Annotated in this window: 16 protein-coding genes; 9 read left to right on the top strand and 7 right to left on the bottom strand. The window is 63.7% G+C overall.

Annotated elements, in window-relative coordinates:
* Positions 1 to 6: 6 nt before the first annotated feature.
* Positions 7 to 1,644, top strand: a complete 1,638-nt coding sequence (gene pgm / locus KU43P_RS14770; protein WP_317658110.1) for a phosphoglucomutase (alpha-D-glucose-1,6-bisphosphate-dependent) — start codon at positions 7 to 9, stop codon at positions 1,642 to 1,644.
* Between the two features lie 131 nt (positions 1,645 to 1,775).
* Here the strand turns inward: pgm and KU43P_RS14765 are convergent, their stop codons facing one another.
* Positions 1,776 to 2,474 (bottom strand): pirin family protein, encoded by a 699-nt coding sequence (locus KU43P_RS14765; RefSeq protein WP_317658109.1) that lies wholly within the window; start codon positions 2,472 to 2,474, stop codon positions 1,776 to 1,778.
* A gap of 186 nt (positions 2,475 to 2,660) precedes the next feature.
* On the opposite strand from KU43P_RS14765, the gene KU43P_RS14760 reads away from it, so the two are divergent.
* Entirely contained in the window at positions 2,661 to 5,165 is a 2,505-nt protein-coding gene (locus KU43P_RS14760; protein WP_317658108.1) for a UvrD-helicase domain-containing protein, read from the top strand.
* A gap of 6 nt (positions 5,166 to 5,171) precedes the next feature.
* Here the strand turns inward: KU43P_RS14760 and KU43P_RS14755 are convergent, their stop codons facing one another.
* Positions 5,172 to 10,043 carry an NEL-type E3 ubiquitin ligase domain-containing protein gene (locus KU43P_RS14755; protein ID WP_317658107.1) on the bottom strand — a complete coding sequence of 1,624 codons (4,872 nt, stop codon included), beginning with the start codon at positions 10,041 to 10,043 and terminating at the stop codon, positions 5,172 to 5,174.
* Positions 10,044 to 10,234: 191 nt separating this feature from the next.
* Between KU43P_RS14755 and KU43P_RS14750 the strand changes: the two genes are divergently transcribed.
* The 4 genes from KU43P_RS14750 to KU43P_RS14735 all read left to right on the top strand — a co-directional run bounded on the left by KU43P_RS14750 (position 10,235) and on the right by KU43P_RS14735 (position 14,289).
* The gene (locus KU43P_RS14750) at positions 10,235 to 11,161 is read left to right on the top strand and encodes an alpha/beta fold hydrolase (protein WP_317658106.1); all 927 of its coding nucleotides are present in this window, start codon (positions 10,235 to 10,237) and stop codon (positions 11,159 to 11,161) included.
* A 75-nt stretch (positions 11,162 to 11,236) separates the two neighbouring features.
* Positions 11,237 to 11,650, top strand: coding sequence for a VOC family protein (locus tag KU43P_RS14745; RefSeq protein ID WP_317658105.1), 414 nt, complete (start codon positions 11,237 to 11,239; stop codon positions 11,648 to 11,650).
* Positions 11,647 to 12,426: an alpha/beta fold hydrolase gene (locus KU43P_RS14740; RefSeq protein WP_317658104.1), complete on the top strand. Its 780-nt coding sequence runs from the start codon at positions 11,647 to 11,649 to the stop codon at positions 12,424 to 12,426. The genes KU43P_RS14745 and KU43P_RS14740 overlap by 4 nt, the downstream gene beginning before the upstream one ends.
* Positions 12,427 to 12,615: 189 nt before the next feature.
* Entirely contained in the window at positions 12,616 to 14,289 is a 1,674-nt protein-coding gene (locus KU43P_RS14735) for an MFS transporter (protein ID WP_317658103.1), read from the top strand.
* Positions 14,290 to 14,408: 119 nt separating this feature from the next.
* Here KU43P_RS14735 and KU43P_RS14730 read toward each other — a convergent pair whose 3' ends face one another.
* Positions 14,409 to 14,978: a hypothetical protein gene (locus KU43P_RS14730; RefSeq protein ID WP_317658102.1), complete on the bottom strand. Its 570-nt coding sequence runs from the start codon at positions 14,976 to 14,978 to the stop codon at positions 14,409 to 14,411.
* A gap of 76 nt (positions 14,979 to 15,054) precedes the next feature.
* Positions 15,055 to 15,441 (bottom strand): VOC family protein, encoded by a 387-nt coding sequence (locus KU43P_RS14725; protein ID WP_317658101.1) that lies wholly within the window; start codon positions 15,439 to 15,441, stop codon positions 15,055 to 15,057.
* Between the two features lie 183 nt (positions 15,442 to 15,624).
* Between KU43P_RS14725 and KU43P_RS14720 the strand changes: the two genes are divergently transcribed.
* Positions 15,625 to 16,530 carry a LysR family transcriptional regulator gene (locus KU43P_RS14720; protein WP_317658100.1) on the top strand — a complete coding sequence of 302 codons (906 nt, stop codon included), beginning with the start codon at positions 15,625 to 15,627 and terminating at the stop codon, positions 16,528 to 16,530.
* 124 nt (positions 16,531 to 16,654) lie between these two features.
* Here the strand turns inward: KU43P_RS14720 and KU43P_RS14715 are convergent, their stop codons facing one another.
* Together KU43P_RS14715 and KU43P_RS14710 are read right to left on the bottom strand one after the other, a co-directional pair.
* Positions 16,655 to 17,071, bottom strand: coding sequence for a RidA family protein (locus KU43P_RS14715; RefSeq protein WP_317658099.1), 417 nt, complete (start codon positions 17,069 to 17,071; stop codon positions 16,655 to 16,657).
* Entirely contained in the window at positions 17,071 to 18,390 is a 1,320-nt protein-coding gene (locus KU43P_RS14710) for a flavin-containing monooxygenase (RefSeq protein ID WP_317658098.1), read from the bottom strand. Before KU43P_RS14710 ends, KU43P_RS14715 begins: the two co-directional genes overlap by 1 nt.
* A gap of 303 nt (positions 18,391 to 18,693) precedes the next feature.
* Here KU43P_RS14710 and KU43P_RS14705 point away from each other — a divergent pair, with 303 nt between their 5' ends.
* Both KU43P_RS14705 and argE read left to right on the top strand, forming a co-directional pair.
* On the top strand, positions 18,694 to 19,371 hold the full coding sequence (locus tag KU43P_RS14705; protein WP_317658097.1) for a DUF1028 domain-containing protein: 678 nt from the start codon (positions 18,694 to 18,696) through the stop codon (positions 19,369 to 19,371).
* Entirely contained in the window at positions 19,364 to 20,524 is a 1,161-nt protein-coding gene (gene argE / locus KU43P_RS14700) for an acetylornithine deacetylase (protein ID WP_317658096.1), read from the top strand. The genes KU43P_RS14705 and argE overlap by 8 nt, the downstream gene beginning before the upstream one ends.
* A gap of 103 nt (positions 20,525 to 20,627) precedes the next feature.
* Here argE and KU43P_RS14695 read toward each other — a convergent pair whose 3' ends face one another.
* Positions 20,628 to 21,896, bottom strand: coding sequence for a carbohydrate porin (locus KU43P_RS14695; RefSeq protein WP_317658095.1), 1,269 nt, complete (start codon positions 21,894 to 21,896; stop codon positions 20,628 to 20,630).
* Between the last annotated feature and the right edge of the window lie 97 nt (positions 21,897 to 21,993).

Raw genomic sequence — 21,993 nt, 5'->3', positions numbered from 1 at the left:
TTCTGCATGACGCTCAGTCCTTTGGCAGGCAAGCCGGCTCCGGCCAGCGTGCTGGTCGATATCCCCCGCCTGCTCACCGCTTACTACACCGGCCGCCCCGACGCCGCCGTGGCGGCTCAGCGCGTGGCCTTCGGCACTTCGGGGCACCGTGGCAGTTCGTTCGACCTGAGCTTCAACGAAAACCACGTGCTGGCGATCACCCAGGCCATCTGCCTGTACCGCCAGGAAAAAGGCATCGACGGCCCGCTGTTCATCGGTGCCGATACCCATGCGCTGTCTGCGCCGGCTGCCGCCAGCGCCCTGGAAGTGCTGGCGGCCAATGGTGTGCAGGTGATGTTGTCGAAAGACGACGAGTACACCCCGACGCCTGCCGTCTCCCACGCCATCCTCTGCTACAACCGTGGGCGCACCCAAGGCCTGGCCGATGGCATCGTCATCACCCCGTCGCACAACCCGCCGCAAAGCGGTGGCTTCAAGTACAACCCGCCCAATGGCGGGCCGGCCGACAGCGACGTGACCAAGTGGATCGAGGCCAAGGCCAACGAACTGCTGGCAGCCGATCTGGCCGGGGTCAAGCGTATGGCTCATGCCCAGGCCCTGCAGGCTTCGACCACCCAGCGCCATGACTACATCGAACACTACGTGGCCGACCTGGAAAACGTCATCGACTTCGACGTGATTCGCGCCGCCAACCTGCGCCTGGGCGTCGACCCGCTGGGCGGGGCAGGGGTGCGCTACTGGTCGGCAATCGCCGAGCGTTATCAGCTGAACCTGGAAGTGGTGAACACCGAAGTCGACCCGACCTTCCGCTTCATGACCGTCGACTGGGACGGCCAGATTCGCATGGACCCATCCTCGCCCTACGCCATGCAAGGCCTGATCGGCTTGCGCGAGCGCTTCGACGTGGCCTTTGCCTGCGACCCGGACCACGACCGCCATGGCATCGTCACCGCCGACGGCCTGTTGCCACCGAACAATTACCTGGCTGTGGCCATCGATTATCTGTACCGCAACCGTCCGCAATGGCGCAGCGATGCCGCAGTGGGCAAGACCGTGGTGTCCAGTGGTTTGATCGACCGGGTCACCGAGCGCCTGGGGCGCGAGCTGTACGAAGTACCGGTGGGCTTCAAGTTCTTTGCCCAGGGCCTGTTCGACGGTTCGTTGGGCTTTGGCGGTGAAGAGAGTGCTGGCGCATCGTTCTTGCGCCGAGACGGTTCGGTGTGGGCCACCGACAAGGACGGACTGATCCCGGCGCTGCTGGCGGCGGAGATGACCGCGCGTACCGGACGCAACCCGAGCCAGGCCTATGCCGATCTCACGGCGGCACTCGGCAAGCCGTTTGCCACGCGGGTCGAGGCCAAGGCCGACGCCAAGCAGAAGGCTCTGTTGAGCAAGTTGGCGCCGGAGCAGGTGAAATCGACCGAGCTGGCGGGCGAGCCGATCGTGCAGATTCTCAGCCATGCGCCGGGCAATGGTCAGGCGATTGGTGGCCTGAAGGTGATGACGGCCAACGGCTGGTTTGCCGCGCGGCCTTCGGGCACCGAAGATATCTACAAGATCTACGCCGAGAGTTTCATCGACGAGGCGCACTTGCAGCGCCTGGTCGCGGAAGCGCAGGTGCTGGTGGATGCGGCGATTGCCTGATTGATCTGTCAAGGGGGCTGCTTTGCAGCCCAATCGCCGGCAAGCCGGCTCCCACAGGGTAAGCGAAGCCGCCAACGAACCCTGTGGGAGCCGGCTTGCCGGCGATTGGGCCGCACAGCGGCCCCGCTCAATCAAGCGACATCGACCAGTACGATCTCGCTGTCTTCCATGGCAGTCACCCGCAGCACGTCCTCTTGCTCGATGGCCACGCCATCCCGAGCCTTGGCCTGCACCCCGTTGACCTCCACCAGCCCCTTGGCTGGCACCAGGTAACCCCGGCGCCCGGCATCGAAGCGGTATTCAGCCGTTTCCCCGGCCTTCAGGGTCGCCGCCACCAGCCGTGCATCGGTGCGAATCTGCAGGCTCTCTTCATCGCCCGCTCGGCCACTGGCCAGGGTCACGAAGCCTTCGCCACGCTCACCTTTCGGGAACGGCCGCGTCCCCCACGACGGTGCATCGCCAACTCGCTCAGGGATGATCCAGATCTGGAAGATTCGCGTATCGATGTTTTCCAGGTTGTATTCGCTGTGCACGATACCGCTGCCGGCGCTCATCACCTGCACGTCACCGGCCTCGGTACGGCCTTTGTTGCCCAGGTTGTCCTGGTGGCTGATGGCCCCTTCGCGGACATAGGTAATGATCTCCATGTCGCGGTGCGGGTGTGGCGGGAAGCCGCTGCCGGCAGCGATCAGGTCGTCGTTCCACACGCGCAGGTTGCCCCAGTGCATGCGGGCCGGGTCGTGGTACTCGGCGAACGAGAAGTGGTGGTGAGCGTCTAGCCAGCCGTGGTTGGCGTGGCCAAGGCTTTCGAAGGGTCGCAGTTGCAGCATGGTCGTACTCCTTGAATCAGTGGAATGAGGCCATGATGCGCCAAAGAAAGATCGAAAATAAGCGTAAATATCGGCTAATTATTATCGTATTAGTAGATAGTTATATTCGCGATTCATTCTCCGGTTCGTCGCCTAATCCACTGATCTGAAAGCAATCGCTGGCGATTTTTGGCGGATGGGGCGAACATGCGTCTTGATTCGAATTTCAACGGAGTGACCGTGGCCCACGAGCAACCCCAGGCCCTCGCCGAACTGACCCCACCTGCCCAACTGCCCTGGTTTCGCCGCCTCGCTGCGCGCCTGCTGGGCCGTGGCCTGACCCGCCTGCAGGCGCAACACCGCGACTCCTGGTTCCACGGTCATGCCAGCGGTCAGCGCGTTGGCCATGCCGATGGCCTGCGCGAAGGCTTCGAGCAGGGGCGGGCAGAGGGTTACGAAGCCGGGCGGCAGGTGCTGGTGATCCGCGATTCGCGCCCTGACCACGCCGCTGTGCCCGGCCAGGACGACAACCTGTTCGACGACTGGCGCCTGCCGTTGACCGCCGAGCTGAAGAAGCGCTTCAAGGCTGACGTGGCCCAGCGCCTGCCCGCCGAGGCGCAGCCCAGTGCCGCCCAGTGGAAGCTGATCTTCAGCGAAACGCCCTCCACCTGTGTGGTGGCGGGCGCGGGGGCGGGCAAGTCCACCTCGCTGGTGCTGCGTATCCTGCTATTGCGCCACTACCTGGGCTACGAACTGGACGCGATGACCGTGGTCACCTTCACCCGCGAGTCGCGCAAGGACTTCATCAAGCGCCTGGTGCAGGTGTTCGCCCTGTGGCAACTCGACCTGCAACCGGCCCGCGCCCGCGAACTGGTGCGCACCTTCCACTCGCGCATTCTGCCGCTGGTGCGCAGCCTGCCAGGCTTTGGCCAGTTGCGCGCCTTCGAGAACCTGGGCAACGAGATGCCTGCCGGCCGCGAAGCCGAGGCCCAAAGCAACCCTTTCGACCTGCGCCTGAACGATGCCCAGCGTCAGCAGCTCAACCTCTGCTACCGTGACCTGCTTGCCGAAAGCCCGCGCTTTGCCGAAATCATCGCCACCCTGCGCCGTGAAGCCTTGCAGCTCAAGCCGCTGGACCCGGACCACCCCGACGTGCAGAAACGCGTGCAGGTAACGCAACTGGCCGCACAACGTGACGAAGAACTGTGCGACGTGATCGAGGATCTGTGGTTCGCCGCGGGTGCCTGGCCGATCAAGGGCATCGAACCGTGCCGCGAAACCGTCGAGATCCGCGGCAGCCGCTTTCATGTTCATGGCCGACTGGAAGGGCTGGATGCCTGGGTCGTGCTGGGTTTCGACCCGTCCGAAAGTGCCCAGTACCAGCGACCTGGCGCCAAGCTGGCAGTCCGAGCGGAATGGGCGGTGAAGCGCACCTTGTTGCAGGCCTTCTGCGACAAGCCGCTGATCTGGCTGGACAACTACGCCATGGCCCGGCGTCTGGCCGCGTCGCTGGCCGGCGATGCGGTGGCCGGCCCCGGTTTCGAGTACAAGGTCAAAGGTGATCTGGCCCCGGCGCCGCTGCTCGACGCCTTCGTCGGCGCTGCCAGTTTCATCGAGAACCTGGGCCTGGAGGTGAACGGTGCCGTGGCGGCGATGAGCTTCCCGACCGGCGACCCCGACGCGCTGTTCTTCGAGGCCCTGGCCCTGTACTGGCGAGCACTGGAAGCGCACTTGCTGAACCAGTCGCCACCGGTGATGAGCTACAACCGCATGTTCGCCTTGTTCGGCGAGAACAACCCGGAAAACCTGCAACTGCTGCCCGACCCGCTGCTGCGCCCGCTGGCGCACCTGATGATCGACGAGTTCCAGGACGTTTCGCCGCAGATCGTCAGTTGGCTGCGTGCCAGCCTGGCCGAGATCCGGCGCCGTGGCCCTGCCATGCACACCGGGCGCCATGCCCAGCATTCGTCGCTGATGTGCGTGGGTGACGATTGGCAGTCGATCTATGGCTGGCGCGGCAGTTCGCCGAAGTACTTCATGGAGTTCACCAAGGCCTTCCCGTCGCCGGCAAATACCCGGGTGATGCTGGTCGACAACTACCGCTGCCAGCAGCAGGTGATCGATGCGGCCGAGCACCTGGTCAAGGGCGCGCCGGCCATCGCCGGCAAGAAGGCTCGTGCCGCAGGACCAGCGGCCGAGCTGCCAGGTTCGCCGGTCAAGGTGTTCGAGCGCGACGAGGCGGCGCTGGGGCAGACGCTGATCGAGCATTACCAGCGTGGCGAGTCGGTGATGATGCTGTACCGCAAAGGCAGCGACAAAGCGCTGATGAGTGAGCACCTGCACAGCGTATTGCAGGCTGAAGCTGCGTTGCCCGCCGAACAGCGGCGCCTGCGTCAGCTCACCTACCACAGCGCCAAGGGCCTGCAGGCCGATGCGGTGTTCATGCTCGGTGATTGCCAGTACCTGACCAGCTCGCCGTACAAGAACCAGGTGTATCGCCAGGCCGGCCTTGGCCGCGCCGGCGATGCCCAGCCGTTCGACACGGCGCAGAAGGAGGAAGTGCAGCGCCTGGCCTACGTGGCGGTGACCCGGGCGGTCAGGCACTGCTATTGGCATGTGGAAGCGGCCAACGGCGACGCGGCGACGGCGCCGCGTGCCTCGAGCCAGGTAGATGGACGGCAGGCGTTCTTCGAAGACCTGCGCGGCCAGTAGCGAGGTTCAGTCGTTCCAGTCCTGATCGCGGGTCAGCTGTTCGAACAACGCCTGACGATCCTGATCGCGGCCGGTGTTCAGACGCCGGCTGGCCTGGTCGTAGTCTGCGCTTCCCAAGTCCATTCTGCGCAATTGGCCAGCATCATCCAGCGGCGCCTCGGGCATCACATCAGTGATTGCCCGCAAGACCGCCTGATCCAGCGACGTTACTGCTTCGTTCTCTGCATCCAGGCAGTAGTCCAGGTACTGGATGCCCTGGTACCAGCGTTCGTCCAGGGCCATGAAACGCTCGGCAAAGTGTTGGCTGAGGTAGCGCTGCCAGCTGGGTTGTCGGGCAATCCAGTCCCTGCGCCCGGCGGCCGTTTCGTCGAGCGCGAGGACCGCGTGTTCGACGTTGCTTGCCACCCGTCCTGAAATCATGGCTTCGGTGCGGTAGAGCATACCTTGGCTGGTTTCCGGAAAATCCAGCCCCAGCGCCAACAATTGGCGCAACGCCAGGCGGATTTCGATCAGGTCCGTTCCGCCCTGCAGAAGGTCATCGTCAGTGAGCCTGTCGAGTTCGTCCAGTGCCGGAACGGCCAGGTCCGTAGGCTGCGCCTCGGGGGGAAGTCGGTCCAGTTCCAGCAGACGAGCTTGGCGTGCCAGGCGGGCGAGTTGAATCCGCTCGCCCAGTGCATTGACCATTTCGCGGCGATAGAGCTTTCTGAAGAAGTTGAACAGGTAGGCGGGGCGGTCGGCTTCTTCGGCAATCTCCCTGAAGGCCAGTGCTTCGAGTTCGAGGGCGCTGAAGCCATCGGTCCCGGCGTCGCCGCAGGTTGGCGGATAATCTTGCGCGACCGTGTCCAGATGCGTACGCAGCTCCTCATCTCGACCGGCCTGCTCAAGCAGTTGCCAGACTTGGTCAGTCAACTCGGGCAGATTGTTCTGAGCCTGCGCCGAACCTGCGACGCGTTCGACCACGTCGCGTAGATGGCGATTGGCATCCCCTTCGAACAGTTCGTTCCAGAGCGCGCGCTGTTCATCGTTGGCATGCTGCGGCCAGAAATCTTCGGCAGCGGCCGCCAGCTCGTTTTCGCTGTCGATGACGACCCCCGTGGCACCTAGCCTGCGATTGCTCTGTGCATCCAGGTCATTGGCAGTGAAGTCCCAATGGCCATTGTCTTGTCCTGAGCGTACGGCCTCGGCGAAGGGGCTGGTGAGAATCGGCTCGAGGTCCACCAGCTCGGCAATGGGGTTGTAGCTCAGGCTCAGGTAGCGCAACTGCAGGTCAGCTTGCGTCATCAGCGCCGTGAGCCCGCGTGGCCAGGTCTGCAGCAGGCAGTTGCGCAGGCGAAGGTTGGCCAGGCGGGTCAGGCCGGTCAGGTCGGGTGCATGCTGCAGGGGGTTGTTGGTCAGGCGCAAGTCGCGCAGGCGGGTCAGGTTGGAGAAGCGTGCTGCCAAGGCTGGGGTCAGGGCAATGTCGTTGTTTTCCAGGTCAAGGCGCTCCAGGGGCAACTGCGTGATGGTCTGTAGGTCTGCATCGGAAACCTGCAGCCTGTTGAGGCGCAAGCTCAACCGCCGCAGGCGGGTCAGGCCAGCCAGGCGCTGGCGCATGCTCTCGGTCAGGGCGCCTAGTTGGTTGTTGCCCAGTTCCAGCGCTTCCAGCTGGGGGGTGGAGGCGAGCGCATGAAACACCTCTTCGAAGTCCAGCTCAGGGCTTTGCGCCAGGCGAAGTGTGCGCAGTGAAGGGAAGCTCTGGAAGAAGTCCGCCGGGATGTGGCGGATGCCAAGGTTGCGGATGTTCACCGTGGTGATGTGATCGAACCGCGCGGGCAACGACGGCAAGGATTCGATATCCAGTGCTTGCAGGGTCAGGGTGTCAGGCTCGTCCCGGCGCCAGGCGTTGTTGATCAGCTCGCGCAACACGCCACGTTCGGCGCGCTGGTCTTCGGGGCCCTGGTTCTGCCAATCGCGCAGGCTGTTGTCGAGTGTGTTGCGTTCGATTTCCAGTGCACGGATCTGTCCAGCGACATCGCCGCGCTGGCGCAACTGGCCCAGCAAGGCATTACGCTCGCTTGCACTTAGGCTTGGATAGAGCGCGCGTAGCCGTCGATCAGCCGTGTTGGGCCAACGTAGACGACCGCTGAGCGGATAGCCAGTTCGCCCATCGGCCAGGCGCATCGGCGAACGATAGCCTGGCCTGATCGGCTGCTGGCCGATCAGCCTGGCCGCCTGGGGCCGGTCGGCAGCAGCGATCTCGAAGCGTTGCAGCGCATCGGCGTGGGGATGTTCGGTTTCAAGGGCTGCGTCCAATACCGCGCTATCGGTGTTGGCCAGCGCTGGCCGATAGAGCCCCAGCAGGGCCTTGTCCAGCCGGGCGTGAGCTTGCAGCGCCCGGGCCTCCTCGGCAACGCGCAGGGGCACTCGGCCATTGCCCAGGTGCAAGCGTTCGCTGGCGCTGGTCCTGGCCATGATCTGCTCGATGGCTCGGTGGGGCACGCTGGGAAACTGCGCGGCGATGACCTGGGCTTTCTCGGACAGGACGGCGGTATCACGGGTGTACAGTCGATCGAACAGCGCTTTGCGTTCGTTTTCAAGGTGCCGTGCGAGCTTTTCGCTCAACGCCTTGGCCTGATCGGCCATGTCGGTACCTTGAGGTAAAAGCCTGTTGATGGCGTCATCATCCAGTTGTGCCACGACTCGCTCGCTGAGCTGGCCGTTCTCCAGTTCACTGCGGTTGATCTCGATCGGCACCGGAGCGGCCTGATCCACCTGCCCGTAGAGCGTGCTTTCTCCCCAGCTTTCCGGCCCACGGTAGGCCTTGATCACGTACTGCTGCGGCCAGCCATCGAGCTCCGTCAGGCTAGGCAGCGCAAAGTTCTTGTAAGCTGCGAGCGCCTTGCCATGGCGCACCCGGTCGATGATGTCGTCTACCTGGCGGTTAGACCTCAAGCGGTCGATGACATCGGCCAGCAGCGCGGGGGGGCATTGTGCGCCAACCTGGGCATGACGCAGTGTATCGCTGCGCTCGCCGGTGCATTTCATCGCTGCGTCCAGTTCTGTGTCATCGAGGCCGTCGCTGATCGGCCCCAGGCGCCGCAACAAACGTTGCTGGTCCCATTCAACAGGGTTTTCATGAACCGAGCGCCAGCTGCCTGCTTCGTTGTCCACCAAGGCTGGTCGGTAGGCTTGTGGGTCTTGTGGGTGGTTTATCTGCCAGCGGCCGTCCTCTTGCACCTGTTCGTACAGTTCGCCATCCAGTCGCACGTAGTAGCGGCCATCCAACGCGTAGCGGCCCATGGAATCGGGTTCAAGGTGCGGCGGAATCGAGGTGGTGTTCACATAGTCTTTCAGGGAGCCGTTCCACAACTGGTCTTTACCGTCCTTAACGATACTCTGCAGGCCATCGACGAATCCGGAGGCTTTCAGGGCCACCGCGCCTGCGCCTATCGCACCGACGAGCGCGACGTTCAGCAACACCGATTCCAATTGCGCCAAGGCCTGTGCGTTATCGCCTTCCTCCCAGGCCGAGATGCCCTCGAAGACACTTTCCATGATTTGCGAGGCACCGAGTGTGAGCATGATCGGGTTCAGGCATGGCACGAACATGGCCGCGACGTTGAGCACGGTCATGCCAAGTTCGAACCAGTGTTCCAGGTCGCGCAGGCGTACGTTGGCGTCCACATCCGCTGTGGGGACTGCGATTCTTCGCGCATCGGCCTTGAGCCTGATCAGGTGATTCGACTCCAGGGACGCCCACGGCCGGACAGGCAAGGCCTTTTCGATGACTTCAAGATGCGTCGAAGTGTCAGGTATCAGTGGCTTGTCGGGCGCTTCGTCGGCGTTGCTGAACAGTTCGCCCATGAGCTTGGTGTTCAGATCCGCTTGCTGCTCCTGCAGGGCAAGGGCGATGAAGCGTGCGCGGTAGGCCCTGTCCAGCAATTGGGTGCGCAGGTGCTTGTAGGCATCGCCCAAGGAGGCAAACCCTCTGATCGGGTCTTCATCGACCGGGTTGTAGAGGAATACCGGGTCATGCTTGCCGTTGGTCTTTGGCGCGATGAACAGCAGTTCATGAATAGGTACGCCGAGCAGCAACAGCTGCCAGCAGCGCAGGGAGCGGCCCTCATAGGTCGTGGGAGCGTTGGCATCGTCTGCACATATCCCGTGCAGCGCCAATGATTGGGGGGCACTGAGCAGGCCCTTGCATGTGGCGATACGGACCTGGACACGGAACTCATCACGTCGTGCCTGGACAGCCAGGGCATGAAGCCGGTCTTTGTTTTCGCCTTCGAACACCGTGCCCAGGTGCTCCTGATAGCGTTGGCCAAGGTCCACTGTGCGGCACGCTTCGATGAAGCGAGGCAGCGTCAGGCCGGCGATTGGCATGATGTCCTGGCGGCTGCGCTGCAAGCGGCTGAGCCGCGTGGTGTCGCTGGTGCCCTCGAAGTTGTGCAGGGCCGCTTCCAGCAGGCTGCGGTACTGCGGGGCGCCATCGGCCACGATCTCGTTCAGTTCCGAAGGTGCCTTAGGGCCGCCAGGTGTACCTTTCGGCAGCTTGACCTTGGTCGCTTGATGCACGTACTGCGCCTGGCTGACCGGGGTGTCGAGCTTCAAGTGATCTTCGAGCAGCGGCGTGCAGTACTCGGTGACGCCTTGCAATGGCTTCAAGGCAGCCTGCAAGGCATTGCGGCTGTTGTCGCGTTTGGCGATGGCCCTCTGCAAGGCTTCGCGGGTGAGGCTATTGGCCTGGGTGTACCAAGGGTAGGCGACACCTTCTGCATCCAGGTAGTCCTTGCGCAGGCTCTGCACGATTCGGCTGGCGTGATCAGGGTGCAGGGCCTTGCTCCAGTCGGGCAGGGTGCGGACCATCTGCGCGTGGTGATAAGGCGTGTGGGTCATGTTGGCGCTCCGGAGAAAGGAGCCGCTATGGGGCCGCAGATCATCAAGCACCGTGCGGTACATAACTGCTCAGTGCGGTCGGTCACGCATATGTGGTTGTCGGCAAGGGGCCAGCGGCTGTCGCTCGGCTGGGTCATGGTTGGATGCCGGCCTGACGAGAAGACGCCAGGCATCAGTCAGGGAGAGAGAGCATGCGTTCGCCGTTCAGTCCCAAGGATCATCTGCTGGACCTTGACGGTATCGAGATTGCCGTGCGCTGTTGGGGCCCGGAAGACGGTATGCCGGTGCTGGCGTTGCACGGCTGGCTGGATAACGCCGCTTCGTTCGAGCGTCTGGCACCGATGCTCGAGGGATGTTTCGTGGTGGCCCCGGACCTGGTCGGTCATGGCCGTTCCGACCACCGCCGCCACGACAGTGGCTACTACCTCTGGGAGCACGCCGAGGACATGCTGGCGGTGACCGACAGCCTGGGCCTGGGGCGGTTTCACGTGTTGGCCCATGGCATGGGCTCTGGCATCGCTTCGCTGCTTGCCGCCATGACCAGTGGCATCGCGAGCATGATCTTCCTGGATGGCATGGGCGCACCGTTCACCGTTGCCGAGGATGACCGGGTGCAGCACCTGGCCCGTGCCTACCGGCTTAAGCGCATGGTCCAGCGCAGCCAGCTGCAAGGCTTTGCTGCGCCTGACGGCAGCCAGTTCGACAACCTTGAAGCGGCCCTGGAACAGCGACGCAAGCGCCTGGATGGCGAATTGTCGGAAGACGCCGCGCGGCTGCTGGCCCTGCGCGACCTGCTGCAGGTGGGGGAGGGTTATTGCTGGCGGCATGACCCGCGCCTGGTGCTGCCCGAGCCGATGCCGCTGACCGAGCGGGAGGCCTGCGATCTGCTCAGGGAAATCCGCTGCCCGCTGTACCTGCTGCTGGGCCGCCAAGGGGCATTCACGGGTGGAGCCTTCGAGCAGCGCGAGCCTGCGTTACCGGATCATGCCCGGGTCTCCTGGCATCCTGGTGGGCACCACCTGCACCTGGAGGCGCCTGAGCGCGCGCTGGCCGAGCAGATCCTGCGCATCCTCAGCCGCCATGAAGGCGGGCAGTTGCAGCGCCTGGTGAACGAGTGAGCAGGATGGCCAGCCTGGCGGTTCCTGGGCTATGGTGGTCGACGCCACCGTGCAACCGCCACAAGGAGACCTGGCATGCGACCGTTCACGCTAAAGCACATCGACCACCTGGTTTTGCGGGTCCGTGACCTGCCGCGCAGCGTGGCGTTCTATCGCGATTTGCTGGGCTGCACGGTCAGCCGAGCGCGCGAAGACCTGGGGATGGTTCACCTGGCCACGGGGACGGCGATGATCGACCTGGTGACCCTCGAGGGTCCGCTGGGGCGCCCAGGTGGCGCGGCGCCGGGGGCCGAAGGGCGCAATCTGCATCATTTCTGCCTGCGCATCGAACCGTTCGACGAGCAGGCGATCACCGCGTACCTGCTGGCAGCCGGAGTGGCCGTCGAGCCGGCCGAAAAGCGCTACGGTGCCGAAGGTGAGGGGCTGTCGCTGTATTGCTACGACCCCGACGGCAACCAGGTCGAACTCAAGGGGCCGTCGGCACCATGACGGCGATCACTGTAGGCGAGCACTGGATCGAAACCTGCGACGGCACGTTGTTCGCCCAGGATTGGCTACCGCCTTCGGTTCAGGGTACACCGATCATCCTGCTGCATGATTCGCTGGGCTGTGTTGCCTTGTGGCGCGATTTCCCCGCGCAGCTCGCCGCAGCAACCGGGCACCGGGTCATTGCCTATGACCGCCTGGGCTTTGGCCGTTCCGCCCCGCACCCGAGCGTGTTGACGCGTGGTTTTGTCGAGGCCCAGGCGCAACAGGAATTCGCAGCGGTGCTGCATCACCTTGGTGTCGATGACTTCATCGTGTTCGGCCACAGCGTGGGTGGTGGCATGGCCATTGCCTGTGCGGCTCATTTTGCCGAACGCTGCCGCGGGCTGATCACCGAATCGGCCCAGGCATTCGTCGAAGACCTTACCCTGCACGGCATTCGCGCCGCCGATGTACAGTTCGCAGCGCCTGGGCAGCTTGTGCGCTTGACGCGCTATCACGGCGACAAGGCCGAGTGGGTCCTTCGCGCCTGGGTGGACAATTGGCTGTCGCCGGCTTTCGCCGACTGGAGCCTCAATGCCTCGCTGGCCAAGGTGCATTGCCCGCTGCTGTGCCTGCACGGTGATCAGGACGAGTTCGGCTCGGTGGCGCATCCAAGGCGTTTCATCACCTTGGCCCGCGGGCCCAGTGTGATGCGTCTGCTGACCGGCTGCGGGCACGTACCGCACCGGGAGCAGCCCGACGTAGTCCTGGCCGAGGTGCAGCGGTTTCTGGGGTGATGACATCCGCGGATGCTGGCAAGTGGATATCTCGGCAAAGCCGATTATGCTTCAGATACCTTGCTGCGATTCGAGGCGGCCCGCCTCGTCGTGCTTCGCGCAACCAAAGCAAGCCCTAGGGCCTGGGTGCGACGGTGAAATGGGTGTGAGGTACTCCGGCCTGCGATAACGACAAGACGGAGGCAACCCATGGCGGTTATCGACAGCGCATCCACGGGCAGTAGCGCGCCCCAACGTGGTATCACCAAGGAGGAGCGCAAGGTCATCTTCGCCTCGTCCCTGGGCACCGTGTTCGAATGGTACGACTTCTACCTTTATGGCTCACTGGCGGCGATCATCGCCAAGCATTTCTTTGCCGGTGTCAACGAAACCACCTCGTTCATCTTTGCTTTGCTGGCCTTCGCCGCAGGGTTTGCCGTGCGGCCGTTCGGCGCCATCGTGTTCGGCCGGCTGGGCGACATGATCGGGCGCAAGTACACCTTCCTGATCACCATCGTCATCATGGGCCTGTCGACCGCCATCGTCGGCCTGCTGCCCAGCTATGCCAGCATCGGCGTGGCCGCGCCGGTGATCCTGATCAGTCTGCGTTTGCTGCAGGGCCTGGCGCTGGGCGGCGAGTATGGTGGGGCGGCCACCTATGTGGCAGAACATGCGCCTAAAGGCCGGCGCGGGTTCTTCACGGCGTGGATCCAGACCACCGCGACGCTCGGCCTGTTCCTTTCGCTGCTGGTGATCCTGGCTTGCCGCACGGCCATGGGCACCGAGGCGTTCGAGGCCTGGGGCTGGCGCATACCCTTCCTGCTGTCGATCCTGCTGCTGGCGATTTCGGTGTACATCCGCATGCAGCTCAACGAGTCGCCGGTGTTCATGAAGATGAAGGCCGAAGGCAAGGCGTCCAAGGCGCCGCTGACCGAGTCCTTCGCCCGCTGGGAAAACCTCAAGGTGGTGATCATGTCGCTGCTCGGCGGCACCGCGGGCCAGGCGGTGGTGTGGTACACCGGGCAGTTCTATGCACTGTTCTTCCTGTTGCAGACCCTGAAGATCGACCCGCAGACCGCCAACTTGCTGATTGCCGGCTCGTTGCTGATCGGGACGCCGTTCTTCATCGTCTTCGGCAGCCTGTCCGACCGGATCGGCCGCAAGAAGATCATCATGGCCGGCTGCATCATCGCCGCGCTCACCTACTTCCCGATCTTCAAGGCGCTGACCGAGTACGGCAACCCGGATGTGTTCGTCGCCCAGGAGCAGAACCCGGTGGTGGTGGTAGCCGACCCAGGCCAGTGCGCGTTCCAGTTCGACCCGGTGGGCAAGGCCAAATTCACCAGCTCCTGCGACATTGCCAAGAGCCTGCTGGCCAAGCGGGCCATCCCCTACGAGAACCAGAAGGCCGAACCGGGCAGCGTGGCGCAGATCCGCATTGGTGAGCGGGTGATCCCGAGCTTCGATGGCAGCACTTTGGCGGCGGCCGACCTCAAGACCCAGAGCGACGCCTTCACCGCAACCTTGACCGGTGCCTTGAAAGAGGCCGGTTACCCGGAAAAGGCCGACCCGGCGAAGATCCATTACCCGATGGTGCTGTTGCTGCTGACCATTCTGGTGATCTACGTGACCATGGTGTACGGGCCGATCGCGGCGTGGCTGGTTGAGCTGTTCCCGGCGCGTATCCGCTACACCTCCATGTCGCTGCCGTACCATATCGGCAATGGCTGGTTCGGCGGCTTCCTGCCGACGGTGGCTTTTGCCATGGTGGCGGCGACCGGGGATATCTATTACGGGCTGTGGTACCCGATCGTGATTGCGCTGATGACGGCAGTGCTGGGCATCTGCTTCATGCCTGAGACCAAGGACCGGGATATCAACTGAGGTTTGTGCAGTGATTGCCAGCCTATCGCCGGCAAGCCAGCTCCCACAGGTACACCACGGGTTTCAAGACAGGTGATGTACCTGCGGGAGCTGGCTTGCCAGCGAGGGGGCCATTGACATCAGTCGAAGTACCCACGCAGGGTGTAGGCGTAGCCAATGTCCACCTCCCTGGCTTCACCTCGGCTCCAGCGCTTCTTCATCACGAACTCGAACGCCGGCTCGTACAGGCCATCGCGCACTACCGCACCCCCGAGCACCTCGACGTCGTACCAGCCATTGTCCACCTCGACGATCGGCCGCCCTGGCACTTGGTAACGGGCCAGCAGGTCGCCGAGCGTCTTGGGCGTGAAGTGCTGGAGGATGCGCCAGGTGTACAGCATCACGGCGCGGTTCTCGACCTGCAGCACGTAGCCATTGCGCCGATGTTTCAGGCGGCTGCCTGGTTCGAGCAGGGCGGGTGGGTGGCCATCGAGGGTGAAGATGATGTGATAGGGCAGGTTGTCGATCCCGGCCAGGGGCAGCACGATGCCTTCCTGCACGGCACGGTCGCCGCTGTCGTTGTGGGTGAACTCGCTGGCCAGGTCGTCGGGCAGTTGGTGTTCGTGCTTGAAGCGGTCGAGTAACTGGATATCACCGACCAGAAAGTAGTCGACCAGGTCGTTGAGCACTTCGCTGAATTCGTGGCGCATCTGTTTTCCTTGTTGTGGCGCACGGGCAACAGCAGCCAATGTAGCGAAAGGGTTCTCGACCTGCCAGGGGCCAGCCCTAATGCTTCTGGGCGATCTGGATCAGATTGCCGCAGGTGTCGTCGAACACCGCGATGGTGACCGGGCCCAGGTTGGTCGGTTCCTTGGTGAACTTGACGCCAGCCTTGCACAAGCGCGTGTATTCGGCCTGGATGTCACGCACGCCGAAAGAGGTGGCGGGGATGCCGTCCTGTCTGAGGGCGGCCTTGTAGGTCCTGGCGGCGGGGTGGGTGTCGGGTTCGAGGACCAGCTGGACACCGTTGGGGTCGTTGGGTGACGTCAGGGTGAGCCAGCGGTACTGGCCCATGGGGATGTCGTCCTTGGGCTCGAAGCCCAGCACGTAGTGGTAGAAAGCCAGGGCCTTGGCCTGGTCGTCGACGAGAATGCTGGTGACCACGATCTTCATAGGCGTACACCGTACCTTTGGCTCGTAACGTTCAGTAAAGACGCTCTGCCCGGTACCGGCGAAAAAAATGTGGTCAAGGCATAGGCAAAACCTTTATCTGCCAGCAACCCGCGGCCTTCGCCCACAAGGTAAAGTGACAGGAAAATTCCCACGGCGTCGCTGAGCGGCGCCAGAGAGGTGCCTGTGGCTTCCTATACCTTGCGACAACTCAAGTACTTCGTCACCACCGTGGAGGCCGGCAGCGTTGCCGAAGCTTCGCGCCAGCTCTACATTGCCCAGCCCTCGATTTCCACGGCGATCAAGAGCCTGGAAGAGAGCTTCGGTGTGCAGCTGTTCATTCGCCACCACGCCCAGGGCGTATCACTGACCCCCAGCGGCAAGCGCTTCTATGCCAAGACCAAGTCGCTGCTGCAGATGGCCCACGAGTTCGAGCAGAACGCCCTGGCCGACAACGACACCGTGGCCGGGCAGATCGACATCGGCTGTTTCGAAACCGTGGCGCCGTTGTACTTGCCGCGCCTGATCGCCGGCTTTCGCCAGCGTTACCCGGGCGTCGACATTCGCTTGCGCGATGGTGAGCAGCAAGACCTGATCCAGGGCCTGACAGCGGGCACGTTCGACTTGGCGTTTCTCTACGACCACGACCTGGACGGCACCATCGAGGCCGAACCGCTGATGCCGCCGCAGAAACCCTACGTGCTGCTGCCGGAAAAACACCGCTTTGCCGGCCAGGCGCAGGTGTCGCTGCGTGACCTGTGCCCGGAGCCGATGATCCTGCTGGACGTGGCGCCGAGCCGTACCTATTTCGTGAGCCTGTTCAACGAGCTGGGCCTGACGCCGAACATCGTGTTCAGCTCGCCGTCGATCGAGATGGTGCGTGGGATGGTGGGGCAGGGCTTCGGCTTCTCGCTGCTGGTGACCCGACCGCATTCGGAGTGCACCTACGACGGGCAGAAGCTGGTGATGGTGGACATTGCCGAGCCGGTGGCACTGTCGGGGTTGGCGGCAGCGCGGTTGAAGCGTGTGCAGTTGACCAAGCCTGCGCAGTTGTTCGTGGAGTTCTGCCGGGAAGAGTTGGCCAAGTTCTGAAAAGGCATCGCCGGCTTGCCGGCTTCCACAGAAACTTCCACACATCTCGAAAACTGTGGGCTTTTTCTGTGGGAGCCGGCTTGCCGGCGAATGGGGCGCAAAGCGCCCCAGCCATGTAACTGGATCACTGCTGATCCGGTACCACCGCAATCACATCGATCTCCATCAACCACTCGGCCTGGGCCAAACCGGCCACCACCAATCCGGTGGAAATCGGATACACGCCCTTGAGCCACTTGCCTACTTCCTTGTACACCGGCTCGCGGAAACGCGGGTCGGTGATGTAGGTGGTGGTCTTGACGATGTGCGACAGGTCCGAGCCTGCCTCTTCAAGCAGCTGCTTGACGTTCTTCATCGCCTGCTCGGCTTGCGCGCGTGGGTCGCCCAGGCCTACCAGGCGCCCTTCGAAGTCGGTACCTACCTGGCCACGGACGTAGACGGTGTTGCCAGCCCGCACGGCCTGGCACAGGTCGTTGTCCAGGGTCTGGTTGGGGTAGGTTTCCTTGGTGTTGAACATGCGGATGCGAGTGTGAGTAGGCATCAGTGGGCTCCGAGGGTGCTGACGTTGCTGATCGAGGTTTCTTGCTGGTCATCCGCTTCACGCTGTTCGCGATCGCGGTAGGCCAGGTAGGTACGTTGGGTGGCGATGTGGCCGGCGACGTGCTTGGCGTCGTGCCACACGCCCCAGATGAACGACGAGCCACGGCGCGACAGCCAGGGCAGGCCGAGGAAGTACACGCCTGGTTCGCGGGATACGCCGCGCTGGTGTTGTGGCTTGCCATTGGCATCGAAGGTGTCGACCTGCAGCCAGCTGAAGTCCACACCGTAACCGGTGGCCCAGATGATGCTGGTGACGCCGGCCTGAGCCAGGTCCAGTTCCAGCAACGGGTTGCTGACGCACTCCGGATCGGGCAGGCGCTTGCGGGCCTCGGGCTCTTCCGGCAGGTCCAGGCCGTTGCGCTCGATGTAGGCATCGGCGGCGTCCAGCAGGGCCAGGTAGTTTTCGTCGCCGCGCTGGATATTCTCGGCCAGGTTGTCCTGGAAGCGCGCCACGCCATTTTCGAACGACTGGGTCAGGCCGACCAGGGTCATGCCCTGATGGGCGAGGGCGCGGAAGTCCACGGTGTGGCCGCCACGGGCGCCACTGACGGCGATGGTCACGTGCTCACGGCCGGGCTTGGCGATTTCGGCATCCCACTCGCCCAGCACGCCCAGCCACCAGCAGAAATCACGGTTGCGGTAGGCGCGCGGCGGGCGATCGTGGGCACCGACCGACAGGTATACCTGGCGGCCGGCGCGCATCAGTTCTTCGGCGATCTGCACACCGGAGGAACCGGCGCCAACCACCAGCACCGCGCCTTGTGGCAGTTGCTCGGGATTGAAGTAAGCAGCGGAGTGGATCTGGTGCAGTTGCTCATCCTTTGGCGCAATGGCCGGGATGACCGGGCGCTGGAATGGGCCGGTGGCGGCGACCACGCGGTTGGCGCGGATCACGCCTTCGTTGGTTTCGATGGTGAAGCCTGGGCGATCGGCATTGCGCACCACTTTCTTCACTTCGATACCGGTGCGCACCGGCAGGTTGTATTTGCGCACGTACTGCTCGAAGTAGTCGGCAACCTGGTCCTTGCCGGCGAATGCGTCGGCGTCGAGGTTGAATTCAAGGCCGGGGAAGCGGTCGTGCCAGACCGGGCCGTTGGCGACCAGCGAGTCCCAGCGGCCGGTGCGCCAGGCCTCGGCGATGCGCTTGCGTTCCAGCACCAGGTGGGGCACGCCGAGTTTGCTCAGGTGTTCGCTCATGGCCACGCCGGCCTGGCCGGCGCCGACTACCAGGGTGTCGATTTCGATATTGTTCAATGTCATGTCCGAGCCCTTGTTCAGGCGGTTATTGTCAGGTCGGTTTGGAGGACCGCCGTTACCTGGGGCCAGACTAGGGATGCCGCTCAAATCGCGAAAATAGTATTTAGCTAGTGCTTGCCGATAAAACGGCGAAGGCCTTGATGTACAAGGCCTGCAGGGAGGTTTTGCGGGGGGATTCGCGTGTTTTCGAGGGGGTTGCGCGGCCTTAGTTTTTTCCTGTTCAAGGCACAGGAAAAAGGTGGTTTCGCGTACTGGAGGGTTCTGTTCAGATTGCCTGCAATCGCACAGAACAACAGGAGCATTCTCATGACCTTTTCCATCATCGGGCGCTGCCAGGAAACCGGCCAGGTCGGTATCGCAATCAGCTCGTCGAGCATCGCCGTGGGTGCCCGTTGCCCGTGGGTACGTGCCGGTGTCGGCGCTGTTTCCACCCAGAACATCACCTTGCCCGCGCTGGGTCCGCAGATTCTCGATGCCCTGGAACAAGGCCAGTTGCCGCCCGCTGCGGCGTTGGACCGAGTGCTCAGCGCCAATGGCTGGAGCGAGTACCGCCAGGTCACGGTCATCGACAGCCAAGGCCAGGTCGCGCTGTTCACCGGCAAAGAAGCGCTGGGCGTGCACAACGCGGTGGCCGGCGAGCAATGCGCGGCGGCCGGTAACCTGTTGTCTTCGCTGCAGGTGATCGAAGCCATGGTGCAGGCCTTCGAGCAGGCCGGTGGGCACCTGGCCGATCGCCTGCTGGCGGCCATGCATGCGGCGATGGCTGCCGGTGGCGAGGCTGGCCCGGTGCATTCGGCGGCGCTGAAGATTGCCGGTGAACTGACCTGGCCGTTGGTGGACCTGCGTGTGGACTGGGCCGACGAAGACCCGATCGGCGTACTCGACGGCCTGTGGCAGGCGTATCGCCCACAGATGCAGGACTACGTCACCCGCGCCCTGAACCCTACCGCCGCGCCAAGCTATGGGGTGCCGGGCGATGAGTGAGTACAGCAGCCGGGCCTTGGTGGCGCGGTTGGTCGGCTTTGCCACGGTCAGTCGCGACTCCAACCTGCAACTGATCGATTTCGTGCGTGATTACCTGGCTGGGCTTGGCGTGGAAAGCGAGCTGTTCCTCAACCCGGAAGGCACCAAGGCCAACCTGTTCGCCACCATCGGCCCCAAGGATGTCGGCGGCGTGGTGCTGTCCGGGCATACCGACGTGGTGCCGGTGGACGGCCAGGCCTGGACGGTCGAGCCATTTGCCCTGACCGAGCGCGATGGCCGCTTGTATGGCCGAGGCGCAGCCGACATGAAAGGCTTCATCGCCTCGGTGCTGGCGGCGGTGCCGGCGTTTCTTGCACAACCGCTGCGCATGCCGGTGCACCTGGCGTTTTCCTATGACGAGGAAGTCGGTTGCCTGGGCGTGCGTTCGATGCTGGCTGCCCTGCAACAGCGGCCGCACAAGCCACGCTTGTGTCTGATTGGTGAGCCCACCGAGCTCAAACCGGTGCTTGGGCACAAGGGGAAGCTGGCCATGCGCTGCCAGGTGCAAGGTGCTGCGTGTCATTCGGCGTATGCGCCTTACGGGGTCAATGCCATCGAGTACGCCGCGAAACTGATCGGCAAACTGGGAGAAATCGGCGAGGCCCTGGCATTGCCTGAGCACCATGATTCACGGTTCGATCCGCCGTTCTCGACGGTACAGACGGGCGTCATCAGTGGGGGCAGGGCGCTGAACATCGTGCCCGAGGAGTGTGCGTTCGACTTCGAAGTGCGGGCCTTGCCGGGGTTCGAGGCCCAGGCCGTGGCTGATCAGCTGCAGACCTATGCCGAAGCCGAGTTGCTGCCGCGCATGCGCAAGGTCAATGCGGCCAGTGCGATTCGCCTGGCGCCCTTGAGTGCCTACCCAGGGTTGGCCACGCCGGCGGACAGCGAGGCGGCGCGCCTGGTGGCGTTGCTCAGCGGTTCGGAGGATTTCGGCACGGTGGCGTTCGGTACCGAAGGGGGGCTGTTCGAGCAGGCCGGCATTCCCACCGTGGTGTGCGGGCCTGGAAGCATGGACCAGGGGCACAAGCCGGATGAGTTCGTCAGTGTCGAGCAGTTGCAGGGGTGTGATGCGATGTTGCTGAGGCTGGTGGACTATCTCAGGCAGGGCTGATTGCGTTGGCTTCATCGCCGGCAAGCCGGCTCCCACAGGCGGCCACGCTGACCTTTGTGGGAGCCGGCTTGCCGGCGATGGGCCGCAAAGCGGCCGCAAGTCCTCAGAAGGTCGCCTTGACCTGCAACCCGACCACCAGCGCGTTATCGATGTCTTTCCCGGAGAAGGCCCCCGGCTCGATGATGTACTGCACATCCGGCCGCAGGTTCAGCCACGGCGTGGCCTGGTAGCCATAGCTCAGTTCGATCAGCTGTTCGGCGCTGTCGATGTTCGGGAACGGTTGCCCGGCATTGGCGGCGGCATCCTCCAGCACATCCCGGCTGCGCGGGTTGGGCACGGCACGGCCATAACCCAGGGCCAGGGTGTCGCGCGGTCGGCTGGCGAACGGCTTGTACAGCACGACCCCTGCGCCATACCACTTGGTGAACGGCGATGCTGCCTCGCTTGAAGCCGAGTACTGGCCGAAAGCATGCAGGCTGCGCCCTGGCGAACCGGCATCGTTCCACACCGCCTGGTCGACCAGCAGGTAGTGACCGCCACGGCCGGACACTTGCTTGTCGCTGCCGATGCGCTTCACGTCAGAACTGTCGTAGTAATAACCCAGCTTGTACTCACCCGGCAGCTCGCCCTGCAGCTTGTACACCAGTTCCACCGGTAACACGGTCCCGGTGGTGTGCTTGGGCCCAAGGTGCCAGGCGCGGCTGGAATTGCCGTTGCTCTCGGGGTCGACGTTGAACGCGGCCACGCGCAGCTGCCAGGCTGGCGACAGGTCGTACTTCACGCGCACGCCCAAGTGGGCGTTAGGGTAGTTGGTCCAGCCGCTGCCGCCGGACATGTTCAGCGGGTGACCGCAGAAACCGGCGTTCATGAAGTTGCACAGAATGCCGCTGTCCAAGCCGCCGAGGTCGTTGCCCATGGCCATGTAGCCAAGCTTGACGTTGAGCGACGGGGTGAAGAGGGTGCGCTCGTAGCTCAGCTCGGTCAGGCGGGTGTACAGGCCGCCGAAGTTTTCCTGGATCGGCAGGCGGTTGCCCACCAAGTCTTCCGAGGCGCTGTTGCCGCGGCGGTCGTTGATGGTCAGCTGGACCTTGCCGCCGTTGTCCAGGCCGTACAGCTTCGACAGGTCGAACTGCACACCCAGCTTGAGGTTCTGCGAGTAGCGGGCCGAGCGGTGCAGGCCACCGTGGGCGTTGTAGGCGGTTTCACCGCTGTAGTCGCCGGTGAACTTGACGCCGTCTGCCTCGAGCTGGTGGCGTAGGCCGCCCCAGTCGCCGGTCATGGTGTTGCGGGTCATCAGGTCGCCGTCGGCCAGGGCGGTGGTGCTGGCCAAGGCCAATAGCAGGGGAGAAATAGTGCGAAAAGCGGATGGCATTGCGGGGTCTCGGTTGATCTTTCAGGGCCTCATCGCCGGCAAGCCGGCTCCCACAGGTACTGCACTCAACCCTGTGGGAGCCGGCTTGCCGGCGATA

The organism is Pseudomonas sp. KU43P (assembly GCF_033095865.1).
Classification (GTDB): domain Bacteria; phylum Pseudomonadota; class Gammaproteobacteria; order Pseudomonadales; family Pseudomonadaceae; genus Aquipseudomonas.
The sequence above is the reverse complement of the archived record's forward strand: the minus strand, read 5'-3'. Positions and strand labels throughout refer to the sequence as shown.